Source organism: Paenibacillus tundrae (genome assembly GCF_030812775.1).
GTDB classification, from domain to species: domain Bacteria; phylum Bacillota; class Bacilli; order Paenibacillales; family Paenibacillaceae; genus Paenibacillus; species Paenibacillus tundrae_A.
In genome coordinates this window covers 52683-78084 of sequence record NZ_JAUSTI010000018.1, presented here as the reverse complement: position 1 = coordinate 78084, position 25402 = coordinate 52683, and the positions used below count along the sequence as shown (strand labels likewise).

The following is a 25402-nucleotide window of genomic DNA, read 5'->3' as shown; positions in this document are numbered from 1 at the left end:
AACAAAAAAAACCGTAAGATCACAAGAGATCATTACGGAGTAAAGTTTATATATCGCCTGTCTCACCAAGCTTTTTGCGGGACTGTATTTCTCTAAAGAGCTCTAAGAATCCCTAGTATAACAACTCAGTTCTCTTTTGGACGACTAGCTAGAATCGTTTTATAAACCTCAATGGCAGCCTGACGCGAAGCTTTCAGATCGACAATGGCATGTTCTCGCGGCTGATGGATATCTTTACTGTGCATATCCTTCAGATCAGGCTGCCATTTGCGAATATAGTCCCCTTGAGGGTCATACTTCTCAGACTGTGTTACTGGATTATTCACCCTGAAATAGGGAGCAGCGTTCTCGCCCAGCGAAGCACACCACAACCAATTCCCCCGATTCTGGATATTGTCATAATCTCGCAGTTTCCGTCTGAAATAGGCTTCGCCTAACGTAAAGGGACACTGCAGATTTTTGGTCAGAAACATCGCTGTCAGAATACGAAGCCTATTCGGCATACGCCCAGTCTCATTCAGTTCTGTCATGGCTGCATCGATAATTGGTATGCCTGTCTCCGCCTTACACCATTTCTCAAAATGCTCATCGTGTAATGCCGAGAGATCGTATACCTTCTCATACGTAAAATAGTGACTCTCATACACTGCACGATACAAATAGAAGTCTCGGAAGCATAACTGTCTAATCCATTCGTAGGAATCCGCTGCTCGATTGGCAGCATCATACATTTTACGGATTGATATCGCACCAACAGCCACATAGGAGCTTAGATGACTGGGCTCATATGCCTCATACTCATCCCGATGATCCCCATAGTCTACCACTCGCTCTGCCAAGAAGTCGTTCATCAATGGGAATGGATCTTCCACCATAGTATCTGTTAATAGATGCTCAGGCACAGACATGGATTCAGGAAATTCGATCTTGCGCTCACTTACCTTCAGATCTGCAACAGTGGTTGCTGACGGTGGGTTCGGATGCTCATTCATGAACTCGACCCAGCGCCGATGGAATGCAGCAAACACCTTATAAGGCTCAGACTTACCTGTAAATGCCGCAAAACCTGCAAGATCCATTAATAGATGATCTGTTAGAAGGGTGAACGTGACCTTCCGTTCATCCGTAACTTTGCGTATACTACGGTCTCGCTCCATCGCATAAGGGGTCATATCCCGATGGGCAACAACCTCATCAATACAGCCTTCCATCTGCTCTAAGATGTATTCCACCACTTCAGCTGGCTTACCGTATGCAACATGTAAATGCTGTCCTACTTCATGGTACTGATTGCCAAGCTCTGCTGCATGTTGTAGAAAATTTACACCACTGTGCTCCTCATCACGACCCTGGCGCAGCAAAAATGGGTCATAGATAAACACGTGCAGACCCTCTACTCCCTGATCTCGCAAATAATCGAATCCCACCAGGTCATCTATTCGCAGATCTTTACGATGTATGAACAATTTCATTGATATCCTCCTGCTGTGCCTACACTACTTCGTCGTCAGCTTATGATAAAGTTGACTGGTCTCCAGCTCAGGTTGGTGACCAAGATCCTCAAATATCGTAAGTCTGAACGAGGTATACAATTTGAGTATGGCTTGTTGATCATCCATAGATGCATACACCTCCATCATAAGACGGCAGATTTCCTCGGCATATGGCTCACGTTCTTGTAGTTGTATTAACTGCTCAATCGATTCTTTACCTCGTCCATGATGCATATTCCACTTGGCGATATCCATGACGAGCTGCATATATTTCCGTTTAAGCTCACGCGCTTTGGCTTGAGACCACTGATAATCATGCTCTTCAAGATAGTCTCCTCGATAGAGAGCGGCGAATTCCCGTAATTGCTCTACATTCTCTTCGGTGACTTCACTATAGCTCGTTCCCTGTTCGAACTGTTCTATGTCACTTACGAGATTACCCGCAAGAAGACGATAGCGGTTCATATTGTATTCTAATTTGCCCGTCATATGCCATTCCTTCAGAAGCTTGCGAATCTGATACACCGATGTATGTAGATGAGTCAGACCCTTCTCTTGAGAGACGTCCGCCCATAACTTGTCCAGTATGACCTCTTTACTTACCCACTCACCCCGGTGATGAAACAGAAAAGCAAACAGCTCCTGCGACTTCGTCGTACGCCACTTATGCTTCTTCGCTTCAGGCGCTAGGCTTCTGTAAATATCCAGATGCTTAAAGGTGAGTAACCCAGGAATATCTGTGTGAGCCTGTGTATCCTTACCATCGAGCTCTACGATCTCGGCCGCGACAGCAACCTGGGAATGAGCCGCACCAACATTCATAATTCGGTCTACTGTCTTCGCTAATCTGGCAGAGCTTAACGGCTTCAAGACGTAATCCAGGGCATGTAATTCAAATGCCTCGACGGCATGGTCCGCATATGCCGTTACAAATATAATCTGAACCTGATAATCCAATTGCTGTATATATTCAGCCGCTTCCAATCCATTCATCTCAGGCATGCCGATGTCCAGAAATACGACATCTACACGATTCTTAGCCAGAAAATCAATACCTTCACGAGCTGTCGAAAAACACTGCACAGGTGTAATCCGTCCGTCCGACAATAACAGGCGCTCCAAATGCAACTGCGCGGGTTTCTCGTCATCGATTACAATCGCTCTCACCGCTCCTCTAACCTCCTAACTATATACAATGGCTAAAGACGACTTACACGGAACATTTTAATGCCGAACAACCTTCCAAACACTGGTTTGGTGTACATGTACATATAAAGTCCAATATATAGTTATTATTTTATATTAATTAACTATTCTAGGGGTATATAAAACCGAATAACTGACCCTTTCCCCAAATGACTCTGAATCTCTAATCCTGTGCCATACAGTGAGGTCAAGCGCCGATTAATATTTTTCAAGCCTACGCCCCCTGGCCCTTCGGTTCTTCCTGATTGAACCTGTGCTAGCCGCTCTGGCGATATGCCCACACCATCATCTTCGACCTGTACCAGGATACGCGTCCCTATCCTAGCAATCTTCAGAGATACCATTCCTCCGGCCGCACGCTCCATTACACCATGGCGAATAGCATTCTCCACCAGAGGCTGGATACTCAGTGGAGGGATATAGAGATGAATGCCAGGCTCTACTTCGTAGTGAACAACCAGTCTTTCCTCGAATCGAGCCTTTTCCAAATGCACATAGGATTCAACAAGCTCCATCTCCTTGTGCAGCGGAACGAGCTGGTCTCTATTCTGGAAGTCGAAACTCCCTCGCAGATACTGACTTAACTCAATCAGCAAGTCGGTTGCTTTATCTGGATTAACCGCACATGTGGCAATGATGACATTGAGTGCATTATAGAGAAAATGCGGCTTAATCTGCGCTTGTAAGAAGGCCATCTCCGTACGAATTGCTCCTTGTACGGACACTTTCATCTCGATCAGTGTTCTGACCCGGGCGCGGAGTTCGCCTGCATCTACAGGTTTACTCAGGAAATCATTCGCTCCGGCTTGGAAACCTAGCTTAATATCCTCAGGCAAGCCACGCGCCGTCAACATCAGAATAGGTAGCTCAGACAATGAACTACGCTCCCTTAATCTACGGGACAGTTCAATCCCTGACATGCCAGGCATCATCCAATCCGTTACCACCAGATCAATGTCAGGGTGTTTCTCTCGCAGCTTCAGAGCAGCGGCTCCGCTATCGGCAGCAATAACGCGATAGCGCTGCGTCGATAACAAGTTAATCAATACCTGGCGATTAACCGGATCATCATCCACAACTAGAATCGTGTGATCAGCCTCAAAAGCATGATCGTTCTCATCCAGCTCATCAACGAATCCATTGGTCTTCTCAGCACTCTGGGTGGCAGCTACATATTGTGCGGCTGAGGGTTTATAGCTCGCTCGAAGCAGGTGGGTCTGTGCGACAGGCAATGTAAAGTGGAATACTGAGCCTTCGCCGGGAACGGATTCAACCCATATCGTTCCTCCGCTTAATTCAACAAGCTTACGTGTGATACTCAGCCCTAGCCCCGTACCTCCCATGACATTTTCACTTGTCCCATTCCCCTGCTCATAGGATTGAAAAATATCTTCCAGCTTATCTTCAGCGATACCCACACCCGTATCTGCAACGGAGACGGTCACTTGTTCACCCTCAACCGTCGCAAATAGGCGAATCTCACCTTGATGCGTATACTTGTATGCATTTCCAAGCAGATTGTACAGAATCTGTCGTAGACGATCCTCATCCGCCTCCACAAGCGGCATAGCCTGCGGCCACTGCTGGAGCAACACGATCGGTTTGTCTCCAAAGGTGAAGTCGGATACCTCCACGACTGTACGCGCAATGGATTCCAGATCGACAGCTTCTCGTTTCAGTTCAATTTCACTATTTTTGAGCTTGGCAAAATCAAGAATATCGTTAATTAACAAGGAGAGGCGTTTGCCTGTAGAGGTGATCATAGATAGGTTTTTGGCCTGTTTCTTCGTAACCTCACCTGCCGCTCCCTCCAGCATGGATTGGGCGATATTGATGATGCCGTGTAGTGGCGTGCGCAGCTCATGAGAGGTATTAGCCATAAATTCATCTTTGAGACTATCAATAACAAGCAACCGCTCAGATAATGCCTCAACCTCACGAAAGGATTCCGCAAATCGAATGGCCGTTAAAATCATCTGTATGAAAATAAATAATAATAGCTCATACAATGCTAGAAACGATGTATCCCATGTGGTAAAGGCACCCACGGTATGCAGCACCACAACCATCATCAGGCTCATCATGCTAAGTAATGCAAAATGGCTATCATCAGCTCTCCTTTTCAACCAAAATACCATTGCTCTAAGCGAGTATAGGATGACAATGAGAGAAATAAGTAACATATACGGCGTCAGACGCGAGAACACGGCTGGTGGTAACACAAGCCCGATCACACACTGAAGAATGACCAATATGACACCTAGTCGAACAAACCATTGATGCACCGCGCCCGGAACAATAACATCGATATACCGAAGCAGATAATAATACGCAAGGGCTGCACTAAGGAATTGAATCCGCAGGATCTCGTTATTCGGAAGAAAGGGGAGAAGTGTACCTAATAATTTCTCTCCATGGGTCAATGCATACATCGCACCGGCGAGACTGAACAAGCCGAGATACCGGAGTTCTCTCTCGTTCTGCCTTAATCGGAATAAGAGTAAGAAAAATGCCGCAGGAAATAGAAAACCGAATAGAGCCATAAGATCGGTAAGCCAGCTCCATTGCTGACTATTCTGGATGCTGCGTTCATCCCCGAATAAGATTGAGGCAACAATCCCGCCGGAGGAGTAGCTATAGTTAGATACTTGAATAAGAATATCCGCACTCTCTCCATCTATCGATGTAAAACCGGTGAAAGGCAGATTGAGCTGGATATCAATATCTGGATTTATTCCAGGCAGACCTTTACCTCCAATTTCTTTGCCGTCCAAAAAAATGCGATGAGCCATGCGAATATTCTGAGAGCGTATTCCATAATCGTTCTTAATGAGATTAGGATTAATCTTCATGCGTACGTGATATGTACCGAATCCATGTGCTTGACCAAGTGTCTTATTCCACTGTGAGGGAACCTTCACCTGTGAATGAGGCGATAACGCCTTACGTCCAGATCGATCAGCTTCCAAATCAACGGGCGTCAACAATTGATTGGGATAGAAATCCCAGTCACCGTCAAGCGTTGCAGAACCTTTTTGGTCAAAGTCCCATTGCGTTAGATCTATGAATCCATCCTGGACGGTTGGATTGGTGCGATCGGATATTAAGGTATGTGCTACCCAACCCAGCGGAAATATCACAATGCATATAAAGCTGATCGTGAGCATAATCCAGTGTTTTTTCATCCTAAATCCTTCCGTCTCTAGAGAAGAACGTCTAAATTTGTCGTTTAACCATCATGAATCCATGTTCAAAAAGGGCGATCTTATTGAACAACCTACCTCTATAAATCCATGTTACACGTTTCTCGTGTTGACGGAAATAGTTGGGGCAGCTATTTTTGCAAAACAAAAAGCCACAAACTCGTCTACCGGCATGCGCGCCCGCATCGAATTTGCAGCTTTCTGGCTCTATTCACGCTGTTATTTCACTGTTATTTACTATAATTCCATTGGAATTACAGTAAATAAATTATTGAACCTCTTGCGCAAGTTTCTGTACAATTCCTATCCAGCCTTGCTCCATACGCTCACGTACGATGGCATGCGCTTGTCCGAATTCGGTCAATTGATCCGCATCCCAACCACTATGAATTAACGTAAATTGAGTGCCTTCAGGCTGATCTTCTAGTTCAAATGTAAGCGTCCAGTCCTTTCCCCAACGAAAAGAAAGCTTATGCTCTGGCTTAACTTCAATCACCTTGCATGGGGATTGCCCAAAAGGTCCAGCCTCCAGTATGAATTCATGTCCCACGGTTGCTTCAAGGTCACTAGGCATGAACCAACGTCCCATACCTTGTGCTGTGGACACGATCTCCCACACCTTATTTACTGGCGCATGAAGTAGTACCTGCTGCCGAATATCCGGCAATGCACTTGCTGAATCCATTCAATTTCCTCCTTAGAAATCTCAGTACCCGCGAGAATATTGCTCCGCAATTCCTGCCTGATCCTTCGTAATGCCAAGTGCCAGCGCTGCATGGTTTGCCCAATACGGGTCACGCAGCATACCTCTACCTATAGCGACCAAGTCAGCATCACCGTTTCCAATAACCGCTTCGGCTAAGGCATACTCATCAAGCAACCCTACCGCAATGACAGGAACGTTCAATTCCTCACGGAAACGGCGTGCAAAAGGAACCTGATATCCCGGATAGTTACCTGGTTTTCTCTGTCCTGTAGGCCCTTCACCACCTGAGCTGATGTGGAACATATCTACACCCGCCTCCTGATAGGCACGAGACATCTCAAGGGTATGATCTATATCATATCCACCATCAGCATATTCTACTGCCGAAATCCGCAGAATAAGTGGCATATCTGATGGCATTTCCTTTTTCACCGCACGAATCACTTCAACGCCAAACTGGGATAAGTTCTGACCATATTTATCTTCCCGATGGTTCATCAGCTTGGAGTGGAATTGATGCATCAGATATCCGTGTGCCCCATGTAGCTCGATTGCATCTACACCTGCTTGAACCGCACGGCGGACACCGTCTGCGTATTTCTGTACCATTTCTTCCACTTCTTCTGTCGTTAACGCTCGTGGCGTCTTGAAGTTCTCTCCAGGGAACGTTACAACAGAAGGTGCAACAGGCTGCTCAGCATCCTGTGCTTTTCGTCCTGCGTGAGCGATCTGGATCGCAACTTTGGAACCGTGGGCATGTATGCTATCAATCAGCTTGCGAAAAGCTGGAATGTGATCGTCTGACCATATCCCGAGGTCATTATCGGTAATGCGTCCATCTGGGTCAACGTCTGTCATCTCAATGACAATCAGACCCGTGCCTCCAACAGCGCGACTCACATAGTGCACCTGGTGCCACTCATTAGGAGTACCATCCTTAGCATCTACGGAATACTGGCACATTGGCGCCATAACAATACGATTATTTAACTGTAATCCCTTGAACTGATAGGGAGAAAATAAAGTCTCTGACATATGGGCTACATCTCCTATTCAAATCTTCTAATATATATATTGAGCCTGTTAGCTTGCGTCATTTTTATTATGAACTTTACCTACCGGAATACAAGTACGTACATTTCTGTGCCCTAGTACCCTTTTTTATACCTAACTTCTTCAAACAGGCGCCAATCAGCGAATACCCTGCCAAACGTGATATTATACCCGTAGAGATTAAATCTAAAGGAGCGATTAATGGTGAAAGACATTCTAATCCAAAGATTAACCACTTATGTGCAGATGGATACACAATCTGATGAAAACAATGAAACGTGCCCTTCCACTCCAGGTCAATTGGCGCTAGGGGAATTACTTGTTAAGGAGTGTCAGTCCATTGGGCTGCAGGACGTTACCATGGATGAGAACGGTTATGTGATGGCAACGCTCCCTTCCAATACAGACAAAGACGTTCCTGTGATTGGTTTCCTCGCACATCTGGATACGGCTACCGATTTTACGGGCAAAGATGTTAAACCACAGGTCATCTCCAATTATGATGGACAAGATATCACATTGAATAAAGAGCTGGATGTTGTTCTGTCCACGACCGACTTCCCAGAACTGCGTGAATACAAAGGGCACACCTTAATTACAACCGATGGTACAACACTTCTTGGTGCAGACAACAAGGCAGGCATTGCTGAGATTATAACGGCGATGGCCTACCTGATTGAACATCCGGAACTGAAGCACGGGACAATCCGTGTCGCGTTCACCCCTGATGAAGAAATCGGTCGTGGCCCACATAAGTTTGACGTGGCTGCATTCGGAGCGAAATATGCTTATACAGTTGATGGCGGCCCACTCGGAGAGCTGGAATATGAGAGCTTCAATGCCGCAGCAGCTAAGATTACAGTGCGGGGCACCAATGTGCATCCTGGTACAGCGAAAGGCAAAATGGTCAATTCCGCTAAAATTGCGATGGAACTGAATCGTCGTCTGCCAGTAGAAGAAGCACCCGAATTCACTGAAGGTTATGAAGGCTTCTACCACCTCTTGTCCATCGAAGGCGACGTTGAACTGACCAAAATGAGCTATATTATTCGTGACTTTGATCGCGAGAAGTTCGAGGAACGTAAAACCTACCTTCTGAATGTAACGAATGAACTCAAAGCCAAATATGGCGAGAAGAGCATAACCATCGAGATCAACGATCAGTACTACAACATGCGTGAGAAAATTGAACCTGTGCGTCAGATTGTAGATATTGCACATGAAGCCATGACGCGCCTTGATATTGAGCCAATCATTCGTCCAATCCGTGGTGGAACAGACGGCTCCCAACTCTCCTACATGGGTATGCCTACCCCTAATATTTTCACAGGCGGCGAGAACTATCATGGTAAATTCGAATATGTATCGGTTGATAACATGGTCAAAGCCACTCAGGTTATTGTGGAGATTGCTCAATTGTTCGAGGATCGAGGAGAGATTTAACAGTTCAGAGATCCAACGATAGGGATCGCTTCAAATGAATTAGCACCCTCATTGCATCTGGCAAGAAGGGTGCTTTTTTCTGTCACTCATACATATTTCCACCTGCAATTTCGCGCAACTCTTCTAGATTGTTAATCACAATCTTGCGCTGCTCTTTACGTATAATATTCCGCTCGCTCAGATCCAGAATCACACGGTTCAGATGTCTGTAACTCGTACCTAACATGTCCGCAAGCTCGGTCAGCTTGGAGGTCTGAATCTCTTCAGTCACCTCGTTCTCCTGCTCCATGATAGACAGCATATAACTCGCGAACCGACTTTCGACCGGATACAACAGATTTAAACTCGATAGGTTAGAGAACGTGTACAGCTTATGTGTCACCTGTTCAAGCATGAAATGTAGGAATTTTGCATTCTCAGCATACGTGTTTTGCAGGTAACGATAGCTGACAGCGAGCAGCAAACTTTTGTTAACCGATTCGACTGTATTTTTCGCTTCTTTGCCGTTCACCAGTTCCAGATCGCATACAAGTGCAAGTGGGGTGCTGAAGCGAAGCAACAGAGATTTGCCATTGGGTAGCGTGGTATAGATTTTGAGTTTACCCTGAACTAGGAAATAGAGACGCTCGGGTCGTTCTCCTTTGGCACAGATGATTTCCCCTTTAGAAGCCTCAAGCAGTCTGAGCTCAGCGAATGCAGATGGATCCAACACCTGGTCTAATTCATGGTCACGCGCAAGCTGACGCATCCGCTCAAAATCCATAATTTCTCTCATCCAGCCAAGCCTCCTTCTCACCCTAATAACGTACAGAAACGGACATATGTCCCAAAATTGATATGCATCTCTACAAATATCTTGATATAAAAACAGTTACAACTAACACTTATATCCAGTAAATCAGTTTTAATGGAAGACAATTTAAAAATAAGACTGAAAACTGTCATTATTTTATCTAAAAAGGCGTTCAGGATTATCTCCTTACGTCCGATGAAATATACAGTGTTACGTGCGTCCGATAATACCAATTTAAATTATAAATATAGAAAAGGTGGCTTTAACCCATGAATGTAATCGATGCTCTTACGAAAGCTATGCCTTATATTAGTCTGATTCTTAGAGAACCTGCTAGCTTGACCCTCTATGATCATGAAAAAGTCGTAGAGGTATTTACAACGCAGAATTTCGTCGACCTTGGTTTCCGTAAAGGTATGGATCTGTTGGACAGTTATAGAAACTTTGCTGTACTGACCAACGGACGTGAGGCTACACTTTCAAAGCTTCCCGTCGAAGTTTTTGGCCGTGAGCTTGATACACTGAACATCCCCATCTTTGATGACCACAACAACGTTGTAGCGGTTTTCTGCGTATCCTATGATCAGACGAACCAGAATCAACTTGAGGATATTATACAGGAAAACCACAATATCAATACAAATCTGGTGGATATGGTTCAACATGTCGCGGCTCATGCTGAGGAATTGCAAGCGACCAGTGAACAGATTCTCGAGAACGCGCGCCTTGCCGTGCAAAATTCCTCCCAGATTAACAAAGTCGCTGGATTCATTCGTGAGATCTCTGAGCAAACGAATCTACTCGGACTTAATGCTGCGATTGAAGCAGCACGCGTGGGTGAAGCAGGCGCAGGATTTGGCGTTGTCGCTTCTGAAGTGCGTAAGCTGTCTGTGGATGCCAAACAAGCAACGACAGATATTGATGCCAGCCTGAAAGATGTTCAGCAGGTAATCAAACAGATGGAGGTTGAGGTTTCCCAGATTGCTGCTTCTTCCCAAGAACAAGCTAACCTGGTTCAATCCTTCACCGATGTCATTGATAAGCTGAACCAGACCGGCGAACAGATGAAAACTTTGTCCGAGCAACTGATCAGCTACTCGATCTCCAAATAAACGAAAATGCACTTCCCGGGTAGAGCCATCTCTACCCCATAATAGGGAATGTGACAAACAGGGCTTCTTATCCCTTTATGGGATTGTAGAAGCCCTGTTTATTTTCATTTATCTCCATTAGTGTGCATGGTCTAGTATCCATACAAACCACTTCAAAGCTACATTTTACGCTTTACTCTGGTTAGTCACTACTTCCGCCTCAGATTCCCAGCACTCTACTTCACCCGGGATCTGAATTCGATCACGTGTAAAGACCGGGTTATGTCCTTCGGCTTTCTGTTTCTTATAATCCTTCAGAGCGGCGAACGTTACTTTGGACAACATTAGAATTGCAATCAGGTTCACGACAACCATTAGTCCCATGAACAAGTCTGCCAGATCCCAAACCAGCTGTACTTTAGCTACTGCTCCGAACAGAACCATAGCAATAACACTCACACGATACAGCCATAGCCATCCCTTATTGGATTTGATAAATTCAATATTCGTTTCGCCGTAATAATAGTTTCCGATAAGTGTACTGAAAGCAAATAGGAATATCATAATCGCGAGAAAACCAGAAGCCCATGATCCGATATGCACACTCAATGCAGCCTGGGTCAATTCAATACCACCTAAGTCTGAGCCTTGATACACGCCTGATAATAAAATAATCATCGCAGTACTTGTACAGATGATCAGTGTGTCTGTCAGCACGCCAAAGGCTTGAATAAGTCCTTGCTTCACAGGGTGAGACGTATCTGCTGTGGCTGCGGCATTCGGTGCACTACCCATACCTGCTTCATTGGAGAACAAACCACGTTTAACCCCGTTCATTAATGCCGCTCCTAGCGTACCGCCGGCTACCTGTTCAATGCCGAAGGCATTCTTTACAATGAGGACAATCATGGCCGGAAGCTGTGTGATGTTCGACAGCACAACAAATGCCGCCACACCAATATACAAGACAGCTAGAACCACAACGATGTACTCCGATGCCTTGGCTATCCGCTTCACACCGCCCATGATGATGGCTGCAAATATCACGGCCATAACAATTCCAACCGTCAACCGATCCATGCCAAATGAATTTTGGAATGCTACTGTAATCGTGTTTGACTGCACAGCGTTAAAGACAAGCCCGAAAGACAATGTAATGAGAATCGCAAAAAGAACACCCATCCAGCGCTTACCAAGCCCCCGCTCCATATAATAGGCAGGACCTCCGCGAAATCCACCATTGTCTTTGATTTTATAGATCTGAGCAAGCGTACTCTCCACGAAGCTGGAGGCGGAACCAATAATGGCGATGATCCACATCCAGAATACGGCTCCAGGGCCACCAAGTGCTATAGCAATGGCTATACCTGTGATGTTTCCTGTGCCTACACGTGCGGCCATACTAATACAGAAAGCCTGGAACGGCGAGATTTTACCCGGTTCCTTGCTTCGAGGCTCAGCGAGCACCTTCACCATATCACCGATCATACGGAACTGCATGAACTTGGTTTTGGTTGTGAAGTACACACCACATACGACCAACAATATAATTAATAGCTTAGACCATAGAAAATCGTTGAAATTGACAACGATATCTTGTATTGCTTGCTCCATCGGCAACACCCCTTTTACTTTTTTGTTCGTTATATAGCCCCTCTAATTGCACGACTGAAATGTTGTTTCAATCCTAGATTCATGCACAATATGAGTCGCCCAGAATGGGCTGCTTGAATCTGGATACACTTGTCGTTAAGTGCATATGGTTTGTACCATTACACATAAGCATGGTTATACTCTTATAGATGTTACCTATACTACAATCTCAACTACGGAAATCGACAAATACCTACATCGAATCATTTAATTTTTTTATAAAAAATCGAGTTTCGGCTCAAACGCTGTTACGTTACCTAACATCACCATTCAAAAAAGAACCGTATCTGATACACTAAGCTATCTTCAATAAGAGTTTGTAACGTTCAACATGATGTAATGGGATTCCATGGTCTTCACATCGGGATAGGGAACGAAGTATGATAAGAATAATGATGTTCAACCAACGACAACGATGACGGGAATACCGTCTTTATCTATTGATGTGCCAATTACATCCCTTATCAAGAGGGGAGGAGACTGAGAATGCGTTATTTTATTGTGGATGATGATGCGGGAGTTCGCTCTATGCTGATTGATATTATTGAAGATGAGGGGCTTGGGGAAATTGCTGGAGAAGCCGAGGACGGAATTCATATTCATGCTGATCTGTTAGAGATGCATAAGGTAGACGTCCTGCTCATTGATCTACTCATGCCGCAACGAGACGGGATACAAACCGTGCGCGCACTAGAAGGACGATTCGACGGAAAGGTCGTCATGATCTCCCAGATTGAGTCCAAAAATATGATTGGGGAAGCCTATTCTCTTGGGGTAGAATACTATGTTACGAAGCCCATTAATCGATTGGAGATTATGTCTGTTCTGCGTTTAGTCGAGGAGCGTTTGCGCATGCAACAATCGATTCAGGATATTCAGCGTACACTTCAAGGCTTGTCTCGACTGCAAACCCCAGAACGCACAGCCTCGCAAGCTCCTGACAAAACCATTGCAACGGCAGGACACTTCCTCCTATCCGAGATGGGGATGATTGGTGAGGCAGGCAGCAGAGACCTTCTGGATATGCTTGAATATCTGGAACAGCTCGAGACGGAAGACCAGAAGGTATCCACGTATACGCTGCCGTCGCTCAAAGATATTTTTCACAATGTGGCCATCCGTAAGCTGGGAGCCGATGCTTCAGCCGCTGAAATAACCAAGGAGGTAAAAGCATCAGAGCAACGTGTTCGTCGAGCGATCTTCCAGACGTTAAGCCATGTCGTTTCATTAGGACTGACGGATTACACCCATCCTAAGTTTGAGAATTACGCATCCAAATTTTTCGACTTTACAGAGATCCGCAAGAAAATGCTTGAGCTACAAAACAATGTGGAACCCTCCTTGTCCCAGACGCGCATTAACACAAAGAAATTTGTCCAAGTTCTCTATCTGGAAGCCAAGCGCTTGCTACATTAGGAGGCCAGCGCACAATAATACGGACATGACCGAACTGGAATGATACAGCCCTTTGTTCTTGTGCTGTATGTTCCAGTTTTTTCATGCCCGCATAGGGATAAACGATTTATAAAGATTATTCAAAAAATCCGCTTTGGATTGCGAAGGATGCCTGCCAGCATCTCAGCTCCAAATATGGGATACAACGATATTAATCTATATGTAAAAAGGTTGAATATGTTCATTGATATCGCTTGGAATTATATCATTCTCGCCCTGGTCTGACTCCGATTTAATCGATTGTATTCATTGATTAATTCATCCAAAGCCATGGACTGCCGAATGACGTCGGGATGCCCTAGCCCGCCCCCATGATGTTCGACCAACATGTGAAGGCTACGTCTGGCTTTCTCGATCCGATTAATTAAATCCAAACTCATAACCATTTGCCTAAGACCTCCTTATTTCTGTGTTATATTCTAGATTTTTCTGTCAATCTATAGTTGGTTTAACATATGGCATAAGAGCCATGGATGTTTTGTATCTTACTCCATTTTTTGATAGTAGGAATTATCGTTAGGTTAATATTTACCCCAAACCCCTAAGCTAACGCCTTTATTGCCTTCCCTATTTTACCTATTTACTCCTTCAATTGCTCTACTAACAAATGTGTCATTATTGTGTACCCCTTTAAGAAAAGCACCCCACCCGCCTACAAGTTCGCCCACTGGATTAATTCCTAGTAAACAGAGGTGCGCTATATATATTTAGAGCTTAACAAACCCATTTCGTTACCTCAATTCAGCTTGCCTAACCCTATTATTTGGATACATGTGGCTAACATTTGTCTAATAACTGTCCACAACGGCCATCATAAGGTAATAAAATCCCTTTCCATAACGGATTCATTCGGGTACAATAGGGCGATGTGTGTGTCCGGACCCGGCGGATACGAACGATATAGTTTAGAGGACGGCTTATACAAGCCCATGATCCTGATATGATATTATTGGAGGCTTATCAACACCATGCAAACTGATTCACGGACACAAGTTAAAATCATAAACGCCGATCCCAGCGCAATGGGGTTATTTGGGTTGGCTATCGTTACACTTGTTGCTTCTTCTCAGAAGCTCGGCATCACTGAAGGACTTAGCTACGCTATTCCTTGGGCAATCTTCCTGGGTGCATTCGCTCAGTTGTTCGCCTGCATTCAAGACTCCAAACGCAACAATACCTTTGGTACTACTGCCTTTGGCGCATATGCCTTCTTCTGGTTTGCTATGGGAGCAAACTGGATGATTAAAATGGGCGTATTCGGCTCAACGCTGGCGGAACAGACTGATGGTAAACAGCTCGGATTTGCTTTTGCCGGATATCTCGTGTTCACCCTCTTCATGACCCTGGGTGCTGTGGAAGCCAACAAAGTATTGCTTATTATCTTTATTCTGATTGACTTCTTGTTCCTTGGTCTGACCTTTGATGCTTTCGGCATAGCTCCGCACATCTTCCATACCATCGCAGCTTATGCAGAACTTGCGATCGGAGTCGTGTCATTGTATGGCACAGGTGCTTCTGTACTGAACGCTCACTTCGGACGGGAGTTCTTGCCAATCGGAGGCCCTTCGGGCATTTTCAAACCTAAGGCTTAACATACCAGCAAGCCATACATGCAAGCGATCCGCATCCACGAAGAAGAAGCCTCCAAGCAATGTGCTTGAAGGCCTCTATCTTGAGAGTATCAGGTTCGTAGTGGTGCACAATCAATACACTAACCGCCCGCGCGCCGGTCCGCGCCTGGCGGTTTTTTTAATTCACACTCTAGGTCGTGTCTGAAAATTCGCTACATTTGTATATCAAAATGACCGAAACCTATACTAAGTCGTGTCTGAAAAATCGCTGAAGTGCATCTTTTACCCCCTTTTCGTCTACTGCTGCGTCACTTTCCCTTGACGTGCCCCGGCACGCCTGCGGAAAACTTCCTGGCCTGGAACGAAAATTCGGCAAAATCTGCGTCCTTCGGAGTTTTCAGACACTCCTAGAAGTGCGGCTTTAAGTGCGACTTCTAAAAAAGTACGATCACTTCAAGAGAAAAAAACAAACAGAGATAAGTATTAGCAGAAGAGTACAGGGCAAGGTTACAGACAAGCACCATCCATACTGTCAGGAGGAAATGACATGAGAGAGATCCCTAAACCTACAGAGCTAGATCAAGTGGAGAGAAAGTATGCGCGCGAGACACGCTGTTATAAGACAGCAAGGGTATTTCCGACCGACTGTAACAATCATAATACGTTATTTGGCGGCAAGCTGATGTCCTACATTGATGATATTGCATCCATTGCAGCTTCCAAACTGTGCAGAGTCAATACCGTGACCGCTTCAACCGATTCTGTCGACTTCTTGTATCCCATTAACCCTACGGATTCCGTGACACTGGAGTCATTCGCTTCTTGGACAGGACGCAGTTCCATGGAGATTTTTGTGAAAGTGATCCGCGAAGATCTGAAGACAGGTGAGAAAAAAATCGCTGCGACTGCTTTCTTGACCTTTGTTGCCCTGGACGAAAACAACCGCAAACTCATCGTTCCACGCTTGATCCCGGAGACGGAAGAAGAACTGAAACTGTATGAGACCGCTCCAGCTCGGGCGGCCATGCGGAAGCAGCGGCGGGAAGAGAGCAAGAAATTCGCTGACTTCCTGACCGTTAGTTATCCTTGGGACTGATATATATTACAGATTAACCGGACGATGCCGGATAGGCAGACACCGCTCTGCTATCCGGTAGCTCTCCACCCATCGAGACGCACCATTCTTGATATAAGCGATATGCCGCTCCGCTATCCAGCACACTCTGGCACGTGTAGATACCTTCCTCGACAGACCCAACACGCTCAGCAGCATATAAACGGAATCCAGCATTTAACAGAACCTGGTTCATAAAGGCTGTATGCCCTGAACCACTTAACACCGCTTCTGCTACTTCCAACTGCTTCGCAGCCGTCCAGACCAAATCAGGCACAGGAATATCCAGTTCATATGCAGCAGGATCGATCAGCTCAAGCTTCATCTCCCCAGCTTCCACCGCGTATACCCGTGTAGGTCGGTCAATGTACAGATCCTCAGAGCCTTCCATGCCCTGCACAACATATGCTCGGCGGTAATTAAATTTGGTGAGCAGCTTCGCAATCCGATCTAGAAATGTATTATGGAACACACCAAAAATAAGATAAGGCGAGTGATTAAAATCAATTAACTTCTCCGCTGTGTTGAACACCGTGCGGAAGCCAAGCTCCTCCCGAAGCGGCCGAAGCTCTTTCAATGGAAGACACCAGTCCTCTGAGGAAACAAACATCACATTGGTACGAGAGGCTGCACGCGTGGCATCTTCCCGATTCATGGTAGACGTATGAATTCCCGCTTCTCTTAGCAGCACTGGCAGTGTTACTCCCCACTTAGGGGGCAAAGGCTCGCTCCCATGCAATGTTACAGGGACACCCGCAGCAGCTAATACAAAGGCAACCGGAAACGTCGCCATAAACGACTTCGTTCGTCCATCATAAGGTCCTGCACAATCGAGTCCATTATCGAAAAGAGACATTCTGTCCGCACTGTTGCGGCATGCATGAATGAAAGCTTCGAGTTCTTCAACATTCTCCATCTTCATTCGCTCAGCCATCAAAAAGGCTCCTGCCTGGGCTGGTGATACCTCCTGCTTCAGAATCTTCTCCGCAACAGCCAACGCCTCGGCATAGTTTAAATCCCGTGAACCTCGTTTACCCCGTCCGACTTCCCTGAGAATCTCAGACATATTCATGATGATCCCTCCTTCCAATTAAGACTGGAGTAACTGATGTGCCTTCACAATAGCTGTAGCGACATCAACCATCCGTTTGCGTTCATCCATAGCCTTCTTCCGTAACAGATCATAAGCCTCCGATTCGGAGATCTGCTTCAGATCACAGAGGATAGCCTTAGCCATATCGATCCATTTCCGATCCTCTAACCTGGATTGCAGCTGCTTACGTTCTTGCTCCCATTGTTTCCGTTCCATATAACGCCTGGCTGCAAAATGCAGCGTCCAATGAATCTCCGATCCAGCCATAGATGGCGTAAGTATTCCGTCAAAAGAAGTTTCTACCTCGCATGATTCTACCGAAGATGCTGCCGTATCTGGTGCACACCACCAGAGCAATGGCGCATCCGACCTTCCCTTTCCCAGGCAGTGAACCCAGTGCTCTACGTCGGCCAGAGATAGATGAAGAATGGATGCCTCAGCTTTGCTGATCAACTTCAGCGCCTCGGTTTCGCTATCCGTCACCTGCACATGATATCCGTTCGCTGTAAGTAACTGCTCCGGTGTAAGAGGGATTGTTGCATCGGACGAGGCAGCTATCGTTGGTTGTACACGGATGACCAATAAAGATCGCATGATGGATCAATCCCTCCCTATTACATCTATAACAAATCCATTAGAATCAAATGCCTGCATGACTGCTTCTTCGGATTCGTGTTACATTACCTCACAATTTGATCGAATTACCGATCCTATTTAGACAATACTTCTCTTCGTTCATTTCAACTTCCATTACACACATGTAAACATAATTAACTTTAAATTTCAAACACTTTTTTATGTTAACTATCTTGACATGAGAAGAAGGATCTTTTATAGTTATGCCATAACAACTCCATATTTGAATCGATCACAGTTACAACGGCGTAGCTGGTTGAAACGGCAATGAAGCCTGTTTTGCAATCTCGGAGCAAGGGATGCGTGTGTACTTACGCAATCCACCGAGGCATGACAGGCTTTTTATATTTTTCTGGACATGATTACTGGACATGATTGTTGTGAGTATTTTGCAGAATGGATCTAAGGGGGCTAATCATAATGAGTTCAACAAAAAAACTGGTGTTGGTCGGAAATGGTATGGCAGGTTTACGCACAATCGAACATATCCTTAAGCTTGCTCCGCATGCATATGAAATTACGATCTTTGGCGCAGAGCCGCATCCGAACTACAATCGGATCATGCTATCCTCTGTGCTGGCAGGCGGCACAAGCATCGAAGATATCGTCATTAATGACTGGAACTGGTATGAGGAGAACAACATTCGTGTGTACCCTGGTGATCCGGTCGTACAGATTGATGCTGAGCGCAAAGAGGTCGTATCGGAGTCCGGTGTTCGCGCCTCGTATGATGAGCTTATTATGGCAACTGGCTCTTCGGCATTCATCCTCCCCCTCCCCGGGGCTAATAAAGAAGGCGTTATTGGTTTCCGTGACATAAAGGATTGCGAAACGATGATGGCAGCATCGCAGAAATATCGCAAAGCTGCTGTCATCGGGGGCGGATTGCTCGGGTTAGAAGCAGCTCGCGGTCTACTCAACCTCGGTATGGATGTCACTGTTATTCACATCAACGGCCACTTGATGGATCGAAACCTGGATCTACCTGCAGGCTTGATGCTCCAACGGGAGTTAGAAGAGCAAGGTATGAAATTCCTTTTGAACAAACACACCGAAGAAATCACAGGCAAGAACCGAGTGAAATCACTGCGCTTCACAGATCAAACCGTACTGGAGACGGATCTGGTCGTTATGGCTGTCGGCATTCGTCCTCAGGTCGAATTAGCTCGTCAAGCTGGACTGGATGTTAATCGTGGCGTAATTGTAGATGACTATATGAACACCAACATCCCAGGAATCTCTGCTGTTGGTGAATGTGCAGAGCACCGCGGAATCGCTTATGGCTTGGTAGCTCCATTATATGAACAAGGTATGGTGCTAGCTAAACGTCTGGCAGGAGCAGCAACCGAGGGTTATGAAGGCTCTGTTACTTCGACCAAGCTGAAAGTGTCCGGCGTCGACGTATTCTCCGCAGGGCAATTCAAAGACTCCCCCGATACACGCAGCATTCGCATTCAAGATGACGTGGATGGTGTCTACAAAAAGATGGTCATCCGCGAAGGAAAGCTCATTGGTGCAGTATTGTTCGGAGATACCACCGACGGAGCCTCACTCTTCTCCCTCATTAAAAGCGGCGAGGACATTAGCGGCCGCGAAAAAGAAATTTTACTCGGCGTACCCTCTGGTGGTTCAGGCGCTGGCCCCTCTGTAGCTGAACGCATGGCAAGTATGCCTGATGATGAAATTGTCTGTGGCTGTAATGGTGTTACGAAAGCTACCATCGGAGACGCTGTTTTGAACAAAGGCTGCAATACCCTCGGCGCAATTAAATCCTGTACAAAAGCTTCCGCTTCTTGCGGTGGATGTAAACCCATCATTGAATCTCTGCTCACGCATTATGCAGGTGATAATGTAGGCGAACAGGTCAAAGAAGGCATCTGTGGCTGTACGTCCTATGATCGGGATGAACTGGTTGCACAGATCAAGGAAATGGGACTGAAAAGTGTTAAGGAAGTCATGAACGTCCTGGGTTGGAACGAACCTGAAGGCTGCTCCAAATGCCGTCCTTCCCTCAACTATTATCTCGGTATGATCTGGCATACAGAGTATGAAGACGAGCGCGTATCCAAATTCACCAACGAGCGTTATCATGCCAATATTCAGAAGGATGGTACGTATTCCGTTATCCCACGGATCTACGGCGGCGTAACTTCTCCGGCAGAGCTGATCAAAATCGCTACCATTGCAGAGAAATACGATGTACCGATGGTGAAATTCACAGGCGGGCAACGACTGGATCTCCTCGGTGTACAGAAGGAAAATCTTCCAAAAATCTGGGAAGAGCTTGATATGCCGTCCGGATTCGGTTATGGCAAGGCACTCCGTACCGTCAAAACTTGCGTAGGTAACACCTTCTGCCGCTTCGGTACCCAAGACTCCATTGAAATGGGAATTCGACTCGAGAAAAAACTCGACAAGATGGTCGCTCCAGCCAAAGTAAAACTTGCTGTGTCTGGTTGCCCACGGAACTGCGCAGAAGCAACCATTAAGGATCTTGGTGTAGTGGCTATTGATGGGGCATGGGAACTGCATGTCGGCGGTAATGGCGGCGTTAAAGTCCGTGCTGCCGAGCTTCTCTGTACAGTGAAAACCGATGCTGAGGTCGAAGAGTGGACTTACGCTTACCTGCAATATTATAGAGAGAATGCACGTTGGAACGAGAGAACAGCGGCTTGGATTGAACGCGTAGGACTGGATCATGTAAAGACAGCGCTGGAAGATCGTGACGTACGTCTGGCACTGGTTGAGCGGCTTGAAGCAACGCTTGGTCGCACCGTTGATCCTTGGAAAGAAATCATTGAGGATGAGAATTTACGCAAAAACTTCACACCCCTGGCGAGCGCTCAAAATGCAGCCCACTAGAATAGGAGGAACAGCGATGAATAGATTGCACATTGGACACCTTGCAGATATTGAAGAAAAGGGTGCACGTACGTTTATGGTAGAGGATACGGAGATCGCGGTCTTCAAGCTCAGCGACGGTAGCCTGCATGCGGTAGAAAATCGCTGCCCTCATAAGGGTGGCAAGTTGTCCGAAGGCATGGTATGCGGGACGTCTGTTCATTGTCCGCTCCATGACTGGAAGATTGATCTTCGTAACGGCAAAGTACATGAACCGGATGACGGTTGTCTCAATACGTATAAAACGGAGATTGATGGAGCTAGTGGTGAAATTTATATTACTATCGCAGGTTAGATCGTCACTATTTGCGGTGGCCTGACAGCAAGGAGGAGTGCACTATGGATTTTGTTAAACCGGCAGAAGTACTGCAATCAATGGTGGAAGCAGGTGAGAATAAAGCCAGAATGAATCGGATGCAGATGCTGATTCGTGGTTTCTTGGCTGGAGCTATCCTCGCTTTTGCAACAACACTTGCTTATACCGCTGTATCTCAAACTTCCGTTGGTTTGGCAGGTGCACTGATTTTCCCAGCAGGATTCGTCATTATCATTCTTCTGGGACTGGAACTTGTGACAGGCAACTTCGCCATGATTCCATTAGCACTACTGAAACGACGAGTCACATGGATGAGCATGATGCGTAATTATTGCTGGGTTATTGTCGGTCATCTCTTAGGATGTTTATTCTACGCTGCTCTATACGGGCTGACTCTTACCAAAATGGGCACAGATCTGAGCAGTCCACTCATTCAAACGTTGATTCAGACAAGTGAAACCAAAACATTGGGGTATCAGCATTTAGGCACAGCAGGTATCGGTCTCGTTGTGATCAAAGCGATATTATGTAACTGGATGGTAACCCTCGGTGCAGTGATGGCTATGACCTCTACGTCCACCATTGGTAAAATCGTTGCGATGTGGCTGCCCATCACGATATTTTTCGCGCAGGGATTCGAGCACGCCGTAGTGAATATGTTCGTCATTCCGGCTGGTATGATGCTCGGCGCTAATGTAAGCATCGCAGATTGGTGGTTATGGAACCAGATTCCCGTGTTAGTCGGAAATCTTATTGGCGGAGCCATTTTCACAGGTTTAGGTCTGTATGCAGCACATACGTGGGGGACTTCCTCCCACTCTTCTTCCAAGCTGGCAACCATTCAGGGCGGACGTTCAGGCTTAACAGGTACAGATTCAGCACAGAAGGTGGGGACACGGTCATGAGTACATCATTCGTCAGTATTATTGGTGCTGGCCCTGGTGATCCTGAACTGATCACGGTAAAAGCCTTGAAACGAATTCAAACGGCAGATGTTATTCTCTATGATCGTCTCGTTAATGACCAACTGCTTGCCGAGGCTCGTGAAGATGCACTGCGCATTTATTGCGGCAAAGCCCCTGGGCTGCACTCGATGAGTCAAGAGATGATTGGACGTATGCTCGTCACCCATGCAACCGAAGGAAAACGAGTTGTTCGCCTCAAAGGCGGTGATCCATTCATCTTCGGACGCGGCGGTGAAGAGGCACTTGTACTGGCACAGGCCGGCATTGCCTTTGAAGTCATTCCGGGCATCACTTCTGCAGTCGGCACATCCGCATCCACCTTGATTCCACTGACCCACCGCGGGCTGGCTTCATCCTTCGCCTGTGTCACCGGAACCGGCAGTGATGGTAACGTATCATCCGTTCGCTGGGATCTACTAGCTCACAGCGTGGATACGCTGGTCATTTACATGGGAATTAGCCAGTTATCTGATATTCAACGGGAGCTATTGCATCATGGCAAACACAGGTCCACGCCAGCCGCACTTGTAGAGCGGGGTACTACCTCGCAGGAAAGAATCATTACGGGCACACTCGCTGAACTGCAATCACTTTCAGTTTCTGAAGATGTAAGTAATCCGGCTCTTATTATCATCGGAGAGGCTGTACGTGTGCGCGAACAATTGATACAACTGCAACGCGCAACCAACGCTTCTATGACTGGATAGCCATCCTCCTTCTTATCTCAATCTAACAGCATACGTTCGTGAATCGTCCGACCCTTCTGCCCTGGTTCAATCAGCAGACGGGTCGGTTTGATGTTGATCAACGCCGTTAACTGTTCACCCATATAATGTGCAGAATATTTAAACCCAATCTCCGCCCAGTGCATAATGACACCAACTGTTGCCGATACGAGGTAACTTAGCATAATGTCATAATTAATGACGTGCTCGCTATCTTCGGTGACAAGAACAAAATCCTGCGTTAAGTAGGTACGAAACATATTACATAGCCTGGAACTCATATCACTGTGCATCGTGATTAAAGCACGGAAGATGTCCTGATGTGCTTCTATATAATTAAAAACCGGCATTGTCGATGGCAGCAATGCGGTCATATCCACTTCTGTTAAATGCGCATATGGTTCTGCATACGCTTGTCCCACGCCTTGCATGAAATCTTCCAAAATAAATTCAAGTAACTCCGGCTTGCCTGGAAAATGCAAATAGAACGTACCTCGGTTGTAGTCCGCCCGCTCCGTAATGTCCCGAATCGTTACAGCGTCCGCTCCCTTTTCCAATATTAAAGAAACCGTCGCAGCGATGATAGCATCCTGCGTTCTTCGTGCTCTGCGATCCTGAGGATGTTCAATAATCAACATTCCCGCCTCCTTTGTCCATTATTGTAGCCTAAATGAACACCGCTTACATCTGTGTTCGATAGCTGACATTTGCGTTGTCAATGACGATTGTCACATTCTTATGTATATCTTAACATTAAGACAGGAAGTATAGACGACAGGCTGAATCATTTTTTAAGGAATGATTGCCTGAATCACATTACCTGAAGGAGAGGAATAAATCATGAGTACATCTTATACACATACAGCCGTAATTACTGGTGCAGCCGGAGGAATTGGTAAAGAATTAGCACGCCGCCTTGCTGAGCGCAAAATCAATCTGGTACTGGTCGATTTGAATCAAGAAGCGATTGAGCAGACCATTGCAGATCTTAATCTAGACCAAGAGCATGTCATTGCGGTAAAAGCCAACGTATCTCAAGAAGAAGACGTTAAAAACTATGTGCAAAAAGCACTTGATGCCTTTGGAAGAATTGATTACTTCGCGAATAATGCAGGTATTGAAGGACCAACTGGCTCCATTGATGAACTGAGTGTTGAAGCACTCGACCTCGTATACAATGTCAATGTACGTGGTGTATTCCTAGGTTTGCAAAATGTCATTCCTGTGATGAAAAAACAAAAATCCGGAGCGATTCTGAACACATCTTCCCTTGCAGGCTTAATGGGCGCTCCAGGGATGTCTCCATATATTATGTCTAAACATGCTGTAGTGGGTCTTACCCGTACTGCTGCGAATGAACTGGCATCTTCCAATATCCGAGTTAACGCCGTATTGCCAGGCACAATCAACACACGTATGATGCGTCAGATTGAAGCAAACTCTGGCAATGTGGATGACTATCAATCAGCAACAGTTTCTACCATTCCAATGGGTCGCTACGGCGAAGCGGCAGAAGTCGCTGCTGTAATGAACTTCCTTTTGTCCGAAGAAGCCTCTTATGTAACAGGTTCCCTCTACACTGTGGACGGCGGCATGGTTGGTCAATAAACCATATACAGTCTGATCAATGAAATAGATAGATACGTTGAAAGACCTGCTTCGAGATATGCTTATTGCATTCTCGTTGCAGGTCTTTCAACTGTTACCATACTTCACAACTTAATCAATGTACCCTGCGTGGCCCTTGTCCATCAGGTAATCCATTTCAGCATCCAGGATGTTCTCCACGGTCAGCTCGTCCAGCTTCACGTCTTTGCGGCTCACAATGTAATCGGCCAGATCATCGCCATCGATATCTACATCACCTTTGGCATTCTCATGTGCCTTATTGATGTAAGCTTGCTCATGCTTCAGAACAAGCGCAATGTTCGCTTGACTCGCTTTTGTTTTATCTGCAATATATTGCATCATTTCTTGTTCATTAA

22 protein-coding genes are annotated in these 25402 nt (G+C 46.0%); 10 read left to right on the top strand and 12 right to left on the bottom strand.

Annotation, left to right across the window (positions count from 1 at the left end):
• Positions 1-125: 125 nt before the first annotated feature.
• The 5 genes from J2T19_RS23730 to J2T19_RS23710 all read right to left on the bottom strand — a co-directional run bounded on the left by J2T19_RS23730 (position 126) and on the right by J2T19_RS23710 (position 7643).
• Positions 126-1472 (bottom strand): cryptochrome/photolyase family protein, encoded by a 1347-nt coding sequence (locus J2T19_RS23730; RefSeq protein WP_307220215.1) that lies wholly within the window; start codon positions 1470-1472, stop codon positions 126-128.
• A gap of 24 nt (positions 1473-1496) precedes the next feature.
• Positions 1497-2660: a response regulator gene (locus J2T19_RS23725; RefSeq protein WP_307220213.1), complete on the bottom strand. Its 1164-nt coding sequence runs from the start codon at positions 2658-2660 to the stop codon at positions 1497-1499.
• A 143-nt stretch (positions 2661-2803) separates the two neighbouring features.
• Positions 2804-5884, bottom strand: a complete 3081-nt coding sequence (locus J2T19_RS23720; RefSeq protein WP_307220211.1) for a hybrid sensor histidine kinase/response regulator — start codon at positions 5882-5884, stop codon at positions 2804-2806.
• A 286-nt stretch (positions 5885-6170) separates the two neighbouring features.
• Positions 6171-6587, bottom strand: coding sequence for an SRPBCC family protein (locus tag J2T19_RS23715; protein WP_307220209.1), 417 nt, complete (start codon positions 6585-6587; stop codon positions 6171-6173).
• A gap of 21 nt (positions 6588-6608) precedes the next feature.
• Positions 6609-7643: an NADH:flavin oxidoreductase/NADH oxidase gene (locus J2T19_RS23710; protein WP_307220207.1), complete on the bottom strand. Its 1035-nt coding sequence runs from the start codon at positions 7641-7643 to the stop codon at positions 6609-6611.
• Between the two features lie 222 nt (positions 7644-7865).
• On the opposite strand from J2T19_RS23710, the gene pepT reads away from it, so the two are divergent.
• Positions 7866-9104, top strand: a complete 1239-nt coding sequence (gene pepT, locus J2T19_RS23705) for a peptidase T (RefSeq protein WP_307220205.1) — start codon at positions 7866-7868, stop codon at positions 9102-9104.
• Positions 9105-9186: 82 nt separating this feature from the next.
• Here pepT and J2T19_RS23700 read toward each other — a convergent pair whose 3' ends face one another.
• The gene (locus tag J2T19_RS23700; RefSeq protein WP_307220203.1) at positions 9187-9879 is read right to left on the bottom strand and encodes a Crp/Fnr family transcriptional regulator; all 693 of its coding nucleotides are present in this window, start codon (positions 9877-9879) and stop codon (positions 9187-9189) included.
• 287 nt (positions 9880-10166) lie between these two features.
• Here J2T19_RS23700 and J2T19_RS23695 point away from each other — a divergent pair, with 287 nt between their 5' ends.
• Complete coding sequence (locus tag J2T19_RS23695; RefSeq protein ID WP_307220201.1) at positions 10167-11009, top strand: methyl-accepting chemotaxis protein; 843 nt, start codon at positions 10167-10169, stop codon at positions 11007-11009.
• Positions 11010-11174: 165 nt separating this feature from the next.
• Here J2T19_RS23695 and J2T19_RS23690 read toward each other — a convergent pair whose 3' ends face one another.
• A complete protein-coding gene (locus J2T19_RS23690; protein WP_307220199.1) occupies positions 11175-12602 on the bottom strand; it encodes an alanine/glycine:cation symporter family protein in 1428 nt (475 codons plus the stop codon).
• 525 nt (positions 12603-13127) lie between these two features.
• On the opposite strand from J2T19_RS23690, the gene J2T19_RS23685 reads away from it, so the two are divergent.
• Entirely contained in the window at positions 13128-14057 is a 930-nt protein-coding gene (locus tag J2T19_RS23685) for a response regulator (protein WP_307220197.1), read from the top strand.
• 239 nt (positions 14058-14296) lie between these two features.
• On the opposite strand, the gene J2T19_RS23680 is transcribed toward J2T19_RS23685, so the two are convergent.
• Complete coding sequence (locus J2T19_RS23680; RefSeq protein ID WP_056703391.1) at positions 14297-14482, bottom strand: aspartyl-phosphate phosphatase Spo0E family protein; 186 nt, start codon at positions 14480-14482, stop codon at positions 14297-14299.
• 582 nt (positions 14483-15064) lie between these two features.
• Between J2T19_RS23680 and J2T19_RS23675 the strand changes: the two genes are divergently transcribed.
• Positions 15065-15688 carry an acetate uptake transporter gene (locus tag J2T19_RS23675; protein ID WP_307220194.1) on the top strand — a complete coding sequence of 208 codons (624 nt, stop codon included), beginning with the start codon at positions 15065-15067 and terminating at the stop codon, positions 15686-15688.
• A 526-nt stretch (positions 15689-16214) separates the two neighbouring features.
• Positions 16215-16763 carry an acyl-CoA thioesterase gene (locus tag J2T19_RS23670; protein WP_370874940.1) on the top strand — a complete coding sequence of 183 codons (549 nt, stop codon included), beginning with the start codon at positions 16215-16217 and terminating at the stop codon, positions 16761-16763.
• 13 nt (positions 16764-16776) lie between these two features.
• Here J2T19_RS23670 and J2T19_RS23665 read toward each other — a convergent pair whose 3' ends face one another.
• Together J2T19_RS23665 and J2T19_RS23660 are read right to left on the bottom strand one after the other, a co-directional pair.
• The gene (locus J2T19_RS23665; RefSeq protein WP_307220192.1) at positions 16777-17853 is read right to left on the bottom strand and encodes an anthranilate phosphoribosyltransferase; all 1077 of its coding nucleotides are present in this window, start codon (positions 17851-17853) and stop codon (positions 16777-16779) included.
• Positions 17854-17871: 18 nt separating this feature from the next.
• Complete coding sequence (locus J2T19_RS23660; protein ID WP_145044800.1) at positions 17872-18468, bottom strand: ANTAR domain-containing response regulator; 597 nt, start codon at positions 18466-18468, stop codon at positions 17872-17874.
• 462 nt (positions 18469-18930) lie between these two features.
• Here J2T19_RS23660 and nirB point away from each other — a divergent pair, with 462 nt between their 5' ends.
• Genes nirB through cobA form a run of 4 tightly spaced genes read left to right on the top strand, consistent with a single transcriptional unit; the run spans position 18931 to position 23399 of the window.
• Positions 18931-21372: a nitrite reductase large subunit NirB gene (nirB, locus tag J2T19_RS23655; protein ID WP_307220188.1), complete on the top strand. Its 2442-nt coding sequence runs from the start codon at positions 18931-18933 to the stop codon at positions 21370-21372.
• A 16-nt stretch (positions 21373-21388) separates the two neighbouring features.
• On the top strand, positions 21389-21706 hold the full coding sequence (nirD, locus tag J2T19_RS23650; protein WP_056703377.1) for a nitrite reductase small subunit NirD: 318 nt from the start codon (positions 21389-21391) through the stop codon (positions 21704-21706).
• Between the two features lie 44 nt (positions 21707-21750).
• Positions 21751-22632, top strand: coding sequence for a formate/nitrite transporter family protein (locus J2T19_RS23645; protein WP_307220185.1), 882 nt, complete (start codon positions 21751-21753; stop codon positions 22630-22632).
• Positions 22629-23399 (top strand): uroporphyrinogen-III C-methyltransferase, encoded by a 771-nt coding sequence (cobA, locus tag J2T19_RS23640; protein WP_307220183.1) that lies wholly within the window; start codon positions 22629-22631, stop codon positions 23397-23399. Before J2T19_RS23645 ends, cobA begins: the two co-directional genes overlap by 4 nt.
• Positions 23400-23416: 17 nt before the next feature.
• Here the strand turns inward: cobA and J2T19_RS23635 are convergent, their stop codons facing one another.
• Positions 23417-24052, bottom strand: coding sequence for a TetR/AcrR family transcriptional regulator (locus J2T19_RS23635; RefSeq protein ID WP_307220180.1), 636 nt, complete (start codon positions 24050-24052; stop codon positions 23417-23419).
• A gap of 205 nt (positions 24053-24257) precedes the next feature.
• Here J2T19_RS23635 and J2T19_RS23630 point away from each other — a divergent pair, with 205 nt between their 5' ends.
• A complete protein-coding gene (locus tag J2T19_RS23630; RefSeq protein ID WP_056703368.1) occupies positions 24258-25025 on the top strand; it encodes an SDR family NAD(P)-dependent oxidoreductase in 768 nt (255 codons plus the stop codon).
• A 111-nt stretch (positions 25026-25136) separates the two neighbouring features.
• On the opposite strand, the gene J2T19_RS23625 is transcribed toward J2T19_RS23630, so the two are convergent.
• Complete coding sequence (locus tag J2T19_RS23625) at positions 25137-25388, bottom strand: hypothetical protein (protein ID WP_128104660.1); 252 nt, start codon at positions 25386-25388, stop codon at positions 25137-25139.
• Between the last annotated feature and the right edge of the window lie 14 nt (positions 25389-25402).

Excerpts from the sequence above, each read along its gene's own strand:
- nirD (WP_056703377.1), top strand. The coding sequence starts at position 21,389 with ATGAATAGATTGCACATTGGACACCTTGCAGATATTGAAGAAAAGGGT.
- J2T19_RS23625 (WP_128104660.1), bottom strand. The coding sequence starts at position 25,388 with ATGATGCAATATATTGCAGATAAAACAAAAGCGAGTCAAGCGAACATT.
- J2T19_RS23630 (WP_056703368.1), top strand. The coding sequence starts at position 24,258 with ATGAGTACATCTTATACACATACAGCCGTAATTACTGGTGCAGCCGGA.
- J2T19_RS23690 (WP_307220199.1), bottom strand. The coding sequence starts at position 12,602 with ATGGAGCAAGCAATACAAGATATCGTTGTCAATTTCAACGATTTTCTA.
- J2T19_RS23695 (WP_307220201.1), top strand. The coding sequence starts at position 10,167 with ATGAATGTAATCGATGCTCTTACGAAAGCTATGCCTTATATTAGTCTG.
- J2T19_RS23700 (WP_307220203.1), bottom strand. The coding sequence starts at position 9,879 with ATGAGAGAAATTATGGATTTTGAGCGGATGCGTCAGCTTGCGCGTGAC.
- J2T19_RS23720 (WP_307220211.1), bottom strand. The coding sequence starts at position 5,884 with ATGAAAAAACACTGGATTATGCTCACGATCAGCTTTATATGCATTGTG.
- J2T19_RS23715 (WP_307220209.1), bottom strand. The coding sequence starts at position 6,587 with ATGGATTCAGCAAGTGCATTGCCGGATATTCGGCAGCAGGTACTACTT.
- cobA (WP_307220183.1), top strand. The coding sequence starts at position 22,629 with ATGAGTACATCATTCGTCAGTATTATTGGTGCTGGCCCTGGTGATCCT.
- nirB (WP_307220188.1), top strand. The coding sequence starts at position 18,931 with ATGAGTTCAACAAAAAAACTGGTGTTGGTCGGAAATGGTATGGCAGGT.
- J2T19_RS23675 (WP_307220194.1), top strand. The coding sequence starts at position 15,065 with ATGCAAACTGATTCACGGACACAAGTTAAAATCATAAACGCCGATCCC.
- J2T19_RS23645 (WP_307220185.1), top strand. The coding sequence starts at position 21,751 with ATGGATTTTGTTAAACCGGCAGAAGTACTGCAATCAATGGTGGAAGCA.
- J2T19_RS23665 (WP_307220192.1), bottom strand. The coding sequence starts at position 17,853 with ATGAATATGTCTGAGATTCTCAGGGAAGTCGGACGGGGTAAACGAGGT.
- J2T19_RS23730 (WP_307220215.1), bottom strand. The coding sequence starts at position 1,472 with ATGAAATTGTTCATACATCGTAAAGATCTGCGAATAGATGACCTGGTG.
- J2T19_RS23685 (WP_307220197.1), top strand. The coding sequence starts at position 13,128 with ATGCGTTATTTTATTGTGGATGATGATGCGGGAGTTCGCTCTATGCTG.
- J2T19_RS23680 (WP_056703391.1), bottom strand. The coding sequence starts at position 14,482 with ATGGTTATGAGTTTGGATTTAATTAATCGGATCGAGAAAGCCAGACGT.
- J2T19_RS23670 (WP_370874940.1), top strand. The coding sequence starts at position 16,215 with ATGAGAGAGATCCCTAAACCTACAGAGCTAGATCAAGTGGAGAGAAAG.
- J2T19_RS23710 (WP_307220207.1), bottom strand. The coding sequence starts at position 7,643 with ATGTCAGAGACTTTATTTTCTCCCTATCAGTTCAAGGGATTACAGTTA.
- J2T19_RS23660 (WP_145044800.1), bottom strand. The coding sequence starts at position 18,468 with ATGCGATCTTTATTGGTCATCCGTGTACAACCAACGATAGCTGCCTCG.